Annotated in this window: 13 protein-coding genes; 6 read left to right on the top strand and 7 right to left on the bottom strand. The window is 73.5% G+C overall.

Going from position 1 to position 12,658, the window contains the following annotated elements:
• Positions 1-20 precede the first annotated feature (20 nt).
• Complete coding sequence (locus tag GBN72_RS11915) at positions 21-1,370, top strand: metallophosphoesterase (protein WP_151772009.1); 1,350 nt, start codon at positions 21-23, stop codon at positions 1,368-1,370.
• 131 nt (positions 1,371-1,501) lie between these two features.
• Positions 1,502-3,055 (top strand): ABC transporter substrate-binding protein, encoded by a 1,554-nt coding sequence (locus tag GBN72_RS11910; protein WP_246212430.1) that lies wholly within the window; start codon positions 1,502-1,504, stop codon positions 3,053-3,055.
• 194 nt (positions 3,056-3,249) lie between these two features.
• Here the strand turns inward: GBN72_RS11910 and GBN72_RS11900 are convergent, their stop codons facing one another.
• From GBN72_RS11900 to GBN72_RS35215, 3 genes are all read right to left on the bottom strand, one after another.
• Positions 3,250-4,014, bottom strand: coding sequence for a TetR family transcriptional regulator (locus tag GBN72_RS11900; protein WP_439959765.1), 765 nt, complete (start codon positions 4,012-4,014; stop codon positions 3,250-3,252).
• A 98-nt stretch (positions 4,015-4,112) separates the two neighbouring features.
• The gene (locus GBN72_RS35220; protein WP_246212429.1) at positions 4,113-4,616 is read right to left on the bottom strand and encodes a thiol-disulfide oxidoreductase DCC family protein; all 504 of its coding nucleotides are present in this window, start codon (positions 4,614-4,616) and stop codon (positions 4,113-4,115) included.
• The gene (locus GBN72_RS35215) at positions 4,613-5,026 is read right to left on the bottom strand and encodes a hypothetical protein (RefSeq protein WP_246212428.1); all 414 of its coding nucleotides are present in this window, start codon (positions 5,024-5,026) and stop codon (positions 4,613-4,615) included. The genes GBN72_RS35220 and GBN72_RS35215 overlap by 4 nt, the downstream gene beginning before the upstream one ends.
• A gap of 238 nt (positions 5,027-5,264) precedes the next feature.
• On the opposite strand from GBN72_RS35215, the gene GBN72_RS34615 reads away from it, so the two are divergent.
• On the top strand, positions 5,265-5,636 hold the full coding sequence (locus tag GBN72_RS34615) for an NUDIX domain-containing protein (protein WP_151772007.1): 372 nt from the start codon (positions 5,265-5,267) through the stop codon (positions 5,634-5,636).
• A 33-nt stretch (positions 5,637-5,669) separates the two neighbouring features.
• Here the strand turns inward: GBN72_RS34615 and GBN72_RS34085 are convergent, their stop codons facing one another.
• The 4 genes from GBN72_RS34085 to GBN72_RS11870 all read right to left on the bottom strand — a co-directional run bounded on the left by GBN72_RS34085 (position 5,670) and on the right by GBN72_RS11870 (position 10,659).
• Positions 5,670-7,067, bottom strand: a complete 1,398-nt coding sequence (locus tag GBN72_RS34085) for a hypothetical protein (protein WP_164540570.1) — start codon at positions 7,065-7,067, stop codon at positions 5,670-5,672.
• On the bottom strand, positions 7,067-7,813 hold the full coding sequence (locus GBN72_RS11880; protein WP_151771662.1) for an RNA polymerase sigma factor: 747 nt from the start codon (positions 7,811-7,813) through the stop codon (positions 7,067-7,069). Before GBN72_RS11880 ends, GBN72_RS34085 begins: the two co-directional genes overlap by 1 nt.
• Positions 7,814-8,099: 286 nt before the next feature.
• Positions 8,100-9,002 carry a DUF4328 domain-containing protein gene (locus GBN72_RS11875; protein ID WP_246212426.1) on the bottom strand — a complete coding sequence of 301 codons (903 nt, stop codon included), beginning with the start codon at positions 9,000-9,002 and terminating at the stop codon, positions 8,100-8,102.
• A 79-nt stretch (positions 9,003-9,081) separates the two neighbouring features.
• Complete coding sequence (locus GBN72_RS11870) at positions 9,082-10,659, bottom strand: beta-N-acetylhexosaminidase (RefSeq protein ID WP_151772006.1); 1,578 nt, start codon at positions 10,657-10,659, stop codon at positions 9,082-9,084.
• A 236-nt stretch (positions 10,660-10,895) separates the two neighbouring features.
• Here GBN72_RS11870 and GBN72_RS11865 point away from each other — a divergent pair, with 236 nt between their 5' ends.
• The 3 genes from GBN72_RS11865 to sdhD all read left to right on the top strand — a co-directional run bounded on the left by GBN72_RS11865 (position 10,896) and on the right by sdhD (position 12,654).
• Positions 10,896-11,633 carry a 2-oxo-4-hydroxy-4-carboxy-5-ureidoimidazoline decarboxylase gene (locus tag GBN72_RS11865; protein WP_151771661.1) on the top strand — a complete coding sequence of 246 codons (738 nt, stop codon included), beginning with the start codon at positions 10,896-10,898 and terminating at the stop codon, positions 11,631-11,633.
• A 137-nt stretch (positions 11,634-11,770) separates the two neighbouring features.
• Positions 11,771-12,151, top strand: coding sequence for a succinate dehydrogenase, cytochrome b556 subunit (sdhC, locus tag GBN72_RS11860; RefSeq protein WP_151771660.1), 381 nt, complete (start codon positions 11,771-11,773; stop codon positions 12,149-12,151).
• 8 nt (positions 12,152-12,159) lie between these two features.
• Positions 12,160-12,654 (top strand): succinate dehydrogenase, hydrophobic membrane anchor protein, encoded by a 495-nt coding sequence (sdhD, locus tag GBN72_RS11855; protein WP_151771659.1) that lies wholly within the window; start codon positions 12,160-12,162, stop codon positions 12,652-12,654.
• Positions 12,655-12,658: the final 4 nt, after the last annotated feature.

Genomic DNA, 12,658 nt, shown 5'->3' with positions numbered 1-12,658 from the left:
TCGCGGCCCTGCACTGGTACATGTGGCGGCGTCTGGTGCGGGACACCACCGTCCCGAAGAGCCTGGCCCGGCGGCTGGGCACCGCGGTCTTCCTGCTGGGCGTGGTGCTGCTGTTCGGCGCCATGACCAGCCGCGGGGAGACCCTGCCGTTCTCGCTGCGCCGTGTCGTCGCCTGGCCCGGCTTCCTCTGGATGGCGGTGATGATCTACGTCCCGATGGCCCTGATCGTCACCGAGCCGCTGCGTCCGCTGCTGCGCCGCGCCCTGGCCCGCCGGGACGCCCGCCACGCGGCGGAGGCCGGGCTCGGGGCGGCCGACGCCGCGCACGCACCCGCCGCCTCCTCCGCCGCCTCGGTCCCGGGCCGCACCGCGGTTGCGGCCACGGCCGACGGCACCCGCTCCGACGCCGGCGACCCGGCCGGTTCGGTGGCCGTGCGGCCGGACGAGGAGAAGCCCGCGGGGAACGCCGACGCCAACTCCCCGGAGGGCTCCGCGGAGAAGGCCGGCGCGAAGCCGGAGGAGAAGGCCACCACGCTCCCGGAAGGCCTGTCCCGCCGCCTGTTCGTCGCCCGTTCCGTCGGCGCGGCGGCCGCGGTGGCCGGTCTCGGCACCGTCGGCGCCGGCACCTACGGCGTGCTGAACGGCCCGACCGTCAAGCGGGTCACCGTCCCGCTGGCCCGGCTGCCGCGCGCCGCGCACGGGTTCCGGATAGCCGTGGTCAGCGACGTCCACCTCAGCCCGGTGCTGGGACGCTCCTTCGCGCAGCGTGTGGTGGACACCGTCAACTCGACCCAGCCGGACCTGATCGCCGTCGTCGGCGACCTGGTCGACGGCTCCGTCCGCGACCTGGGCCCGGCCGCCGCCCCGCTCGCCGGACTGCGCGCCCGGCACGGCGCGTACTTCGTCACCGGCAACCACGAGTACTTCTCCGGCGCCGAGGAGTGGGTGGACGAGGTCCGCGACCTGGGCCTGCTCCCGCTGGAGAACGTCCGCACCGAGCTTGCCCACTTCGACCTGGCCGGCGTCAACGACATCGCGGGCGAGGACCACGGCCAGGGCCCCGACTTCGCACGGGCGCTGGGCGACCGCGACACCTCCCGCGCGGTCGTGCTCCTGTCCCACCAGCCCGTCACCATCGACGAGGCCGTGCGGCACGGCGTCGACCTCCAGCTCTCCGGCCACACCCACGGCGGTCAGCTCTGGCCGGGCCCCTACCTCGCCGGGCTGGCCAACCCCACGGTGGCCGGGCTGGAGAAGTACGGCGACACCCAGCTGTTCGTCAGCCGTGGCGCCGGCGCCTGGGGGCCTCCCACCAGGGTCGGGGCTCCCTCGGACATCACCGTGGTGGAACTGGCGTCCCTGCGGGCCTGACAGCCCCGAAATTTCGGGTTCTGGCGAACTCCTTCCCCACGCGTCACACCTGTGGTTCAGTGTGGCCGCCGATGTGAAGGTCTGACGAATATCGGCGAAATTTTGCTGTGTCGGGCCCTGGGGAGGGACCTGTGCGCTCGGTTCGGGTGCGAATTCTCGCGACCTTGCTTGTCCTCGTCGTCGTCGGCGTCGGTGCGTGGCAGTTGATGCCCGACGCCGAGGCGGACGCCAAGCCCATCGTGGTCGGCACCAGCGACGTGGTGACCTCGCTGGACCCGGCCGGCGCCTACGACGCCGGATCCTGGGGGGTGTTCTCCAACGTCTTCCAGACGTTGACGACCTATCAGCCGGGCAGCACCGAGCCGGTGCCGGACGCCGCCGAGGAGTGCGGCTTCAGTGGGGACGACGCGAAGGTCTACGTCTGCCGGCTGCGCGACGGGCTGAGGTTCCCCAGCGGCCGCGAAATGACCGCCGAGGACGTGAAGTTCTCTTTCGAGCGGGTGCTGAAGATCAACTCCGAGGTGGGGCCCGCCTCGCTCTTCTCCACCCTGGACTCGGTCAAGGCGGACGGCAAGGAGGTCACGTTCAAGCTCTCCAGCCCGGACGCCACCTTCCCGTTCAAGCTCGCCACCGGCGCCGGAGCGATCGTGGACAGCGAGGTGTACCCGGCGGAGGAGCTGCGCGGAGGCACCGGCGTGGACGGCACCGGCCGGTACCGGCTGGTCTCGTACAAGGAGGGCAAGGAGACCGTCCTCGAGCCCAACCCGGACTACCGGGGGGCCGTGGACGACAAGGCCACGCCCGTCACCCTGCGGTACTTCACCGACGCGGCGGCGCTGGACGAGGCGTGGAAGGCCCGCTCCATCGACGTCGCCTCCCGGGAGCTGCCGCCCGAGACGCTCGCCGGGATGTCGCCCGCCGACCCGGACCACCGGGTCTCCGAGAGCGACGGGTCCTCCACCAACAACCTGGTCCTCAACGTCCGTACCGGCGCCCCGCTCGCCGACCCCTCGGTGCGCAAGGCGCTGGCCTGGATGATCGACCGCGAGAAGATCGCCGCCAAGGTGCTGGAGGGCACCGTCGAGCCGCTCTACTCGCTGATCCCGGCGGGCTTCACCGGCCACAACACGTCCTTCTTCGACGCCTTCCCGGAGCGTGACCCGGGCCAGGCCCGCGAGCTGCTGCGGCGGGCCGGGGTCCAGACGCCGGTCCCGATCTCCCTCGGCTTCCCCAGGGTCGGCGCGCGGGAGAAGGAGGCCTACGAGCTCAAGGAACAGCTGGAGGAGGACGGCGTCTTCCTGGTCAAGCTGGAGGGCCGCGAGTGGTCCGCCTTCCAGAAGGACTACGTCAAGGGCGAGTTCGACGCCTACACGCTCGGCTGGATCGCGGACTACCCGGACCCGGACAACTTCTCCGCGGCGCTGATCGGCAGCGGCAACGGCATGAAGAACGGCTTCAGCGACAAGCGGATCGACGAACTGATCCGGCAGAGCCAGTCCTTCGGCGACCGGACGCGGGCGGTGCGGACCTTCGAGGAGCTGCAGAACCTGACCGCCGAGAAGGTCCCGGTGATCCCGCTCTGGCAGCGCAAGGAGTACACGGTCACCAGCAAGGACGTCCGCGGCGGCCAGTTCCTCAACGACGGCACCGGGGTCTTCCGCCTCTGGCGCCTGGGCTGGCTCTAGCCGCACGGGCGCGCCCCCGGGGCGCGCCGCCTGCCCGTACCCGACGCCGCGCCGCGCCGCGCCGCCCGCCCCGGGCCGCGCCGCCCGCGCCGCGCCGCGCCGCCCGCCCCGGGCCGCGCCGCCCGCCCCGGGCCGCGCCGCCCGCCCCGGGCCGCGCCGCCCGCCCCGGGCCGCGCCGCCCGCCGCCGGGCCGCTCAGCCGGATCGGTCGGATCGGCCGGGCGTCCGCGGGCCGGGCTCGCCGGACTTCCCGGGACCCCCGGCCCTACCGGGCTCGCCGGACTCGCCGGGCTCCCCGGGCTCCCCGGGCTCCTCCGTGGCGGCCGCGGTGCCGGTCTTCGCGTCGGCCATGCCAGGCAGGAAGTCCGTGAACAGCTCGTGGACCTCGCGGACCAGGGGCCGCAGCACCCGGAAGCGGGCCAGGGAGACACCGAGGGTGGTCAGCCGGGCGCCCCGTTCGGCGAGGCGGTAACTGCGCTCACGGCCCGGGGTGCGGTCGAAGACCCAGTACACGACCAGCCCCATCAGGGAGAGCCACATCAGCTCCGGCAGGGTGTCCTTCAGCTCGGCCGGCACCTTGGCCTTGGAACCGGCCAGCACCTCGCGGAAGATCCCGATGGACTCCTCGCGGGGGGCCCTGGAGTCGGGGGAGAAGGGGCTCAGCGGGGAGTCCGGGTCGGCGGCGTTCTTGAAGAACTGCGCGGCGAACTCGTGGTACGGCTCGGCCACGTCCAGCCAGGCCCTGAGCACGCCGGCCAGCCGGGCCTGAAGGTCGGTCTCCCGGTCCAGGACCGACCGGACCGCCACCCGGTGCTCGGCGCCGATCCGGTCGTAGAAGCCCTGGATCAGGTGTTCCTTGCCGGAGAAGTAGTAGTAGGCGTTGCCCACCGAGACCCCGGCCTCCTGGGCGACGGCCCGCATGGTGGTGCGGTCGTAGCCCCGCTCTTGGAAGAGGCGCATCGCCGTCTCCAGGATCAGCGTGCGGGTCTGCTCGCTCTTGGGCCTGGGGGCTCGGGGTTCCTTCGGTTCGGGCACGCCCCCGAGCCTAACCAGTGCCCTCAGCCCGCGGGGCACGCCCCGTCGGGGCAGCCGGGGGCGTCGAGGGCCCATCCGAGGTCGGGGTGGTAGACCCAGCCGTCCTCCCGCCGGTACACCCCGCCGCCCCAGCGGCCCGGCACCTGCGCCGCCGTCCCGCTCCTCAGGTGGGCCCGCCACTTGGAGGCCGCGAGCACCGCGGCACGCGCCACCCGGGCACCGGCCGGAGTGCTCAGCCGGTGGGCGAGCGGGCGGTACTCGCGCAGCGCCCACAGGCAGACGATCCAGGCGGCCGGGCCCGTGTAGACCTGGCCGGCGTCCCCGACCACCGTGATCTCGTCCAGGGTCGCCGCGTGGTCGACGCCGGGGAAGCGGCGCCGGGCCTCCTCGGAGGCGGCCGGCACCAGGTCCAGCCGGACCAGGCGGGGCTGCCGCCGCAGCCAGTCGCTCAGGTGCCGGCAGAGCGGGCAGTCGGCGTCGTGGAGCACCGTCAGCCCGGTGACCGGCACCCGTCGGGACGCGTTCACGCCCCGGCCGGCGCGACGGGCGGGGCCCAGGCCTGCGGGTCCACCGGCGGCACCTGCTCCTGCTCCATCCGGCCACGCCGGCGGATCCTGCTGAGCACCCAGACGTTGCCCAGGTGCAGCACGCCGAGGACCAGGAGCACCACACCGAGCTTGGTGGAGAGCGCCTCGAAGACGCCGCGGGCGCTGCCGACGGTCTCGTCCCGGTTGAGGTAGAGGGCCACGAAGCCGAAGTTCACCAGGTAGAAGCCCACCACCAGCAGGTGGTTGACGGCCCCGGCCAGCTTCTCGTCGCCCTTCATCACGTCGGCGAGGAAGATCCGCCCGTTGCTGCTGAGGGTGCGCGCCACCCAGACCGTGAGCCCGATGCTGACGACCAGGTAGACGACGTACGTGATCACCGTGAGGTCCATGCCCCCACCTTCCTTGAACGCGTTCAAAAACGCTGACGGGGATGAAGGTAGACCTCTTTTTGAACATGTTCAAGCTGGAGGCGCCCGCCGACGCGAGGCCGGACGCGGGGGGTCGCGGCGCCGTGCGCGCGCCTACGCTGGGGGAGTGACGACTCCCAAGCGGCTCATCGCCACCGTCTGGAGGCGGATCCGCGGCTCGTGGCAGTGGCGGATCCTCTGGCTGGCCAACGCGACCTACATGGTGGGCGTGACGGGCGTGGTCCGGGACGACCGAGGGCGGGTGCTGCTGCTCCGGCACCGGCTGTGGAACCCCGACCTGCCGTGGGGGCTGCCGACCGGGTTCGCCAAGCGGGGCGAGGAGTTCGGGCAGACGGTGGTCCGCGAGGTCAAGGAGGAGACGGGCCTCGACGTCCGGCCGGGCCGTCTGGTCCGGCTGCGCAGCGGATTCCGGCTGCGGCTGGAGGTCGCCTACGAGGCGGAACTGGTCGGCGGGGAACTGGTCATCGACGACTTCGAGATCCTCGAGGCGAGGTGGTGCGACCCGCAGGACCTGCCGGAGGGGCTCCAGCCGGCCCACCACGAACTGATCGAGGGCACGACCGGTCCCTGACGGGTGCGGCCCGGCACCGGGGCCTGCCGGGGGTCAGCGGCGGGAGGAGGAGTGACCGCGGCGGGCGGTGCCGCCGTCGCCGTGGCCGCCGGAGGCCGTGCGGGATGCTTCGGCGGAGCGGGAGCCGTCCCGGGAGCCGGGGGCGTGCGCGGCCGTGCGGGCGGGGCCGCCGGAGCCGGAACCGGCGGACGTCCGCCGGCCGTCGCCCCTGCCGTTCCCCCGGTCGCCCCCCTTGTCCTTGTCCTTGTCCTTGTCCCTGCCCCGGTCCTTGCCGTTGCCGGTGCCCTTGCCCCCGTCGTCCCCGTCCCGCTCCTCGTCGTTCTTCAGCCGGCCGCCGCTCGGCGGGTCGTCGTCGTCCGTGAGGCGGGCGCAGTACGCGGACACCCCGGCGTCCCCGGCCGCCGCCTCCAGCTTCCGCCGTTGCTCCGCCGTCAGCGGCCTCCCGGCGAGGAAGTCGCGGCAGGCGCTCCTCAGCGAATCCCGCGCGTCGCGCCCGTGGTCCTCGCCGTGCGCTCCGGAGAAGGGTTCGCCGCCCGAGGCCGCTCCGTCGCGGTTCCGCTCCCGCCGGTCCGCGTCCTCCGTGCCGGAGGAGCCGGAGCCCTGGCGGTCCGGTCCGGCCGTGTCCCCGCCCGACGCACCCTTCCCGGGCGACGGACGCAGCGTCGCGCCGTCGTCCGGGCCGAGGCCGTCCGGCAGGGCGTGGGAAGGGGCATCCGAGCCCAGCGGCACCGGCGTGGACGTTCCGTCCGGCAGCGGCAGCGCCGTGGCGGCCGAGCCGGCCGGCGCCCGGTCCGGGGAGCCGAGGCCGTGCAGCCCGCCGCCGATCGCCGCGCCGCCTCCGACCACACCGGCCACCAGCACCGCGGCCAGCACGTACCGGTGCCGGGCGCTCCCGCGTCCGGCCCGGCCGCGCACCGGCCGCGCCGCGCCCGGCACGTCCGCCGCGGACGCCGCACGCGCCGCGCGGAAGGCGGCCACCGCGGCGTCCTCACCCGCGAGCACACCACCGACGGTCACCCCGCCCGTGAACGGGCCGCCCGCGAGTGTGCCGCCCGCTGATGCGCCTCCTGCGAGCGTGCCGCCCGCGAACGCGTTGCCCTCGGACACGCCGCCCGTGAACGAACTGCCCGTGCACGGACCGCCCGCGGACATCCCGTCCGTGGACGCACCGTCTGTGAACGCGCCCTCGGTGGAGGCACCGTCTGTGAACGCACCCTCCGTGAACGCGCTGCCGGTGGACGCACCGTCCGTGAACGCGCTGCCGGTGGATGCGCCCTCCGTGGACGCGTCGTCCGCCGGCTCCGCCGAGAGCCGCTCCAGCATCCGCGCGAGGTCCCGGGCCGGCGCCGGGTCCCGCGCGCCCAGGCGCTCACCGCGCAGCAGACGTTCGGCCGTCGCGCGGTCCAGCCACCTGTCGTGCTCGTCGGGCATCACATGTCCTTCTGCGTCCGCGTCGGCGCGTACGTCACTCCGGCGGACGCCACCAGCCGCTGGCGCGGCCACCTGGGCGTCGGCACCAGCCCGAGCAGGCCGGTGCGTTCGGCGACGGCCTCCGCCGAGGCGACCCCCACCGGGTCCGGCTCCGGTCCCGTCCCGGCGTCGCGGCCCGACCGCGGCTCCGGCTCCGGCCCCGGCTCGGCCAGCAGTTCGGCGAGCCGCTTCAGCCCGCGGTGGGCGGCCTGCCGCACCGCGCCCGGCCGTTTGCCGAGTGTCGCGGCGGCCGACCTGGCGTCCAGACCCATGACCACGCGCAGCACCACGGCCTCGGCCTGGTCGGCCGGCAGACGGGAGATCAGCGCGAACGCCCGGTCGGTGGCGAGGGCGTCGATCGCCTCCGCCGCCGTGTCCGCGGTGGCCGGCCGGTCGGCGAGCTCCGTCTCGTCGCCCGCGGTCGCCGGACGGCGGCCCCGCATCCGTATGTGGTCGAGCGCCCGGTTGCGCGCGATGCGCGCCGCCCACCCCCGGAACCGGTCCGCGTCCCCGCTGAACCGGTGGAGGTCGCGGGCGATCTGCAGCCACGCCTCCGAGGTGACGTCCTCGGCATCCGGATCGCCCACCAGTGTGCGTACATAACCGAACAGCCGTGGATGCACCGTGCGGTACACAGTCCGGAACGCGGTCTCGTTCCCGTCCTGTGCCGCGTGCACCGCGGCGGTCAGCTCCGCGTCGTCCCCCACCCCACGCGTGCCTTTCTCGCGCCCAGACCGGCGCCGCGCCCGCGGCCCGGATTCGTCTCCGTCGCGACAGGCACGTTACGGCGCCGACGAGTCCACGTCCATGAGCCCGTGGAGGTCGCGGAGATTTTTGTGTGGTTGGTGTGACAAAACCGCGGGCGCCGACGCTGAAACGATTGCGGGCCGGAGACGGCCCGTCGGCTGCGACGGCCGGGGCCTCTCCTGTGGGGGGTGGCGGCCCCGGCCGCCGCCCGTTTCCCCGCGGCGACCGGCACCTGCCGGGCGGCCCTCAGGCATGGTGGGGCGTCACCGTATGCGGAGCCGGATGCGCGGCGGGCGCCGGCGCGGCGGCCGCCCGTTCGACGGCCTCGCGGTGCTGGAGCGTGGAGAGCCGCAGCACGAACCACGCCGCGACGACGGCGGCCACGGCGTCGAAGGCGTCCGCGCCCATCGCCAGGCCGGCGGCCTGGGCGGCGGTGGTCACATCGGTGGCGTCGGGATCGAAGGCGCCGTCGTACGAGGTGCTCGCGAGGCGGCCCAGGGCCCAGGAGCCAAGCCACATCGCCCACCAGAGGTTGAGCAGCGCCTCGCCGTGCCCGGGCCTGACCGACGCCCGCCAGACGTCGCCGGCGATCCGGCGCGGGAACCAGAGGTTCACCACCGGGACGAACCAGCCCCACACCGTCCAGCCCCGCCGCATCTCGTGGCCCTCCGGGGAGAAGACCTCGGCGTTGACCCGGACCCGGTGGAACCAGACGAGGAACACGGCGGCGCAGGCGACCAGGGCGACGGTCTGCAGCAGGGCCGCCCCCGCGACGAGCAGGTGCGCGTCGCGCGTGGTGTAGACGTCGATCATGTCGTCCCCGGCGGCCGTGCGCTCGCGGACCAGGTCGTACAGCCCGAAGTCCGCCCACAGCGCGACCAGGTCGCTCACGACCACCAGCCCCAGCAGCCCGGCCGTCCAGCGGGCCAGGGTCAGCGGCGGGCGCAGCCAGGCCCCGGGGCCGCCGGCCGTGGCGGCGGGGCGCAGCCCGGCGGCGCAGGAATCGCAGTGCACCCCCTGCGGACGCGCCTCGTGGTGGCGGCAGTTGAGGCAGAGCACGGTGGGTCTCCCGGTGAGGATGTCGGTACGGCGGGTTCGGCACAGCACGGTGCGGGCGGGCCGCGTACCGCGCCACCCGCCCGCACCCAAGGGCCGAACATACGTCCGACGATCGTCCGTCGTCCAGGGAGAACGAACCCGGGGGAAGCCGCTCCGCCCGGGAGGCCGTTCAGCCGAGCCGCTCCGCGAGCTGCTGGAAGTCCGTCCAGCTCAGCGCCGGTTCGCGTGGGTCCCAGAGCTTCTGCGTCGTGGCCCGCAGCGGCATCCGCAGCCCGGCCGCGACCTGTTCCTGGGTCTGGGCGTCGGGCCGGTCGCCCCAGACGGCCAGCGATCCGCCGAGGATCTGGGCGTCGTACCGCTCGGGCACCGGCGTGGAACCGCGCACCACCAGCGGGGTCCACTCCTCGTAGATCCGCTGCCCGGTCGGGTAGACGAAGGTCTGCGGCTCGCCGAGCACGTAGTAGAGGTACTCGTCGTTGTAGTTGATCAGCTCACGCCCGGCCTCCAGGAACTCGGCGGGCTCCCTGGCGCCGATCTCCTTGCCGGTCCAGTAGGCGACCTGGATGTCCTCCGAGGGCTCCACCGCGCCCCCGTCGAAGAAGCCGTCGTTCCAGGCGCGCGGGGTGCGGTCCAGCCTCTTCACGGTGGCGGCCCGGTCGTTGAGCCATCCGGTGGTGAGGTCCTCGACGGTGCCGTCCGGGCCGTACTTCTCGCGGGCCGCGGCCGCCAGACCCGGGTAGGACGCCTCCGGGTCGCTGACCATCAGCGCCAGGTACTCGTCGGAGCCCAGGTGCCATTCGCTGCCGGGGAAGACCTCGGAGTACTCCTCGATCAGCTCGTCGACGAGCTGCCCGGCGGCCGGCTTGGAGATGTCGATCGCGCCCGCGGTGGGCCGGCCGTTCGCGTTGTACAGCTGGAGGTCCGGATGGGACCTCAGCACCGCGCCCAGGTGCCCGGGGGAGTCGATCTCCGGGACGATCCGCACGTGCAGGCTGCGGGCGAGGTCGACGATCCGCCGGACCTCCGCCTTGGTGAGGTGCGGGTCGGAGACGATCTCGGGGTGTTCGGCCGACTCGACGCGGAAGCCCTGGTCGTCGGAGAAGTGCAGGCCGAACTCGTTGTACTTGAGGTCGGCGATCTCACGGATCCGGGTCTCGATCCAGTCGGCCGAGTAGAACTTCCGGGCGATGTCGAGCATCAGGCCGCGCTTGGCCTTGGCCGGCTCGTCCTGGATCACGCCCTCCGGAGCGGTGCCGCCCTGGGCCACCGTCTGCTTCAGGGTGCGGGTGCCGTAGAAGACGCCGGCCTCGGAAGGCCCGCTGATCACCGCGCGGCCGTCGCGGACGGTCAGCCGGTACGACTCCGGGTTCGCGCCCTGGTCCCCGCCGGTCTCCAGGCGCAGGTCGCCGTCCCGCACGTCCTTCGCGCCCTTCTCCCCGGCGTAGGTCAGGCCCAGCTCCCCGGCGACCAGACGGCCCTCGTCGGCGAGGGCGTCGTCGTTGACCACCACGCGGGCGCCGTCCGCCGGCTTCCAGCCGGGGCCGGACTCCGGGGTGTACTCGCGGACGGCCGGGATCGTCCGCGGAGGTGTGGAGGCGGGCTGGGGCGAGGTGGGGGCGGCGCGGGTGCCGGCGGGGGTGCGGCTGCCGGACGATCCGCCACTTCCGTCGTCCGGCCAGAGGTTGTACGCCAGGACGGCCGAGCCGGCGGCGACGACCGCCGCCGCGGCCCAGCGGGCCTGCCGCATCCGCCGCACCCCATCGGTGGAACGGCCGGACCTGCCGTGCTTCGGGCTGTTTGCGGTATGACGACTGTGCTGGCTCACCTTGCCAACGTAAGAGCGATTCGTCCCGCCCGCCCGTCGACGCGCGGCGTCCACCCCGCGTCCGGTCCTTCTCCCCGGCGGGTGAAAGACCTTCGTTCGGCTACCGTCTCCGTGGCCACGCCGCTACCGTGTGTCCACACCTCACGCATCGTCCGCGCATGTTCCTGCCGTACCCCACGCGGCGCCCCTCGTGGCGCCCCGGAACCCGCCGAGGACCTCCGCTGCCTTCGACACGCATCCCGGAACAGGGCCATGTCGCCCCCGAGGGCCTGGAGCGGTTCAACGGGAAGACCGAGACCGCCGCCCGGCACCTCCTGGCCCGCTGTCTGCGCAACCCCCGCTGGGCCCTCCGGATGGCGGCCCACCGCCCGTACCCGGACCTCGCCTCCCTGCTCGCCGCCTCCGACGAGGCGGCCTACGACCTCTCGCCCGACGAACTGCTCCACGCCGTACGCGAGGAGTGCCGGCTGCTCCGGACGGATGACCTCGCCCTGGCCTTCCTGGCCGCCGACGACCCGACGGCCACGCCTCCCGCGCCCGGCGCCGGGAGCGGACTGTGGTCCGAGCAGCAGCTGCGGGTGGTGCGGTCCATGCCCCGCGCCGCCCGTACCGCGGTGCGCGCCGCCTGGGTGGCCTACGAACAGAAGTTCGGGCACGGCTTCGTGCTCTCGCTGGAGGGGGTGGATCCGGAGGACGCCCTCAACCACCTCCTCGCCACGGTCCGCGACCGGCTGGCCCTGGCGCCGGAGGACGAGCGTGTGCTCGCCGCGGAGGAGCTGCGGCAACTGGCGCGGGAACGACTCACCCGACTGATTCGTTCCGATCGTGCCGGGGATTTTGATGCCGGATGTGCTGAATTCCCCCCATTCGCACCCCCGCTGGGGCTACCGGTTTGATCACATCGGCAGGGCTGCGCTAAAGGTTCCGACACCACGTCGCTACGATGGCCGGGGCCGGTGGACCGTACCCGGCCGGGCCCGACCGACAGACAAAGCCGGCGAGGCCCCAATCCCCGCTCCCGGAGGGTTCTTCCGTGCCGGCTGGAACGCTTTACCGCGGACGGGAAGGAATGTGGTCGTGGGTGGCTCACCGAGTCACCGGCGTGCTGATCTTCTTCTTCCTGTTCGTCCACGTGCTGGACACCGCTCTCGTGCGTGTCTCCCCCGAGGCCTACGACGAGGTCGTGGCCACGTACAAGACGCCCCTTGTCGCGCTGCTGGAGTACGGCCTCGTCGCCGCCATCCTCTTCCACGCGCTGAACGGCCTGCGTGTCATCGCCGTCGACTTCTGGTCGAAGGGCACGCGCTACCAGAAGCAGATGCTCTGGGCCGTCGTCGGCGTGTGGGTCGTGCTCATGATCGGCGCGCTGTACCCCGTCCTCGGTCACGCCGCTGCTGAAGTCTTCGGGAGCTGACGCGAAGCATGTCGAACAACACCGTCAAGACCGACACCGCCGCCTCGGGCATCGGCCCGGTCGAGGGGGACTCCCTCTACTCCGTCGACAACCCGGCTCCCGTCATCGAGCCCCCGCGCCAGCGCACCAAGAAGACCCCGCGGTCCACCCGGGGCAACTTCGAGCTGTACGCGTGGCTCTTCATGCGCCTGTCCGGCGTCGTGCTCGTCGTCCTGGTCATCGGCCACCTCGTGGTGCAGCTGGTGCTGGACGGCGGCGTGCAGAAGATCGGCTTCGCCTTCGTGGCCGGCCGCTGGGCCTCGCCGTTCTGGCAGGTCTGGGACCTGCTGATGCTGTGGCTCGCCATGCTCCACGGCACCATCGGCCTGCGCACGATCATCAACGACTACGCGGAGCGCGCGAACACCCGGGTGTGGCTCAAGGGCCTCCTCTACACCGCCACGGTGTTCACCATCCTGCTGGGCACGCTGGTGATCTTCACCTTCGACCCGAACATCCGCTAGACCG

The sequence above is a fragment of the Streptomyces abyssomicinicus genome (genome assembly GCF_008974245.1).
Lineage (GTDB): Bacteria > Actinomycetota > Actinomycetes > Streptomycetales > Streptomycetaceae > Streptomyces > Streptomyces abyssomicinicus.
This window is presented reverse-complemented; position numbering and strand designations above follow the sequence as displayed.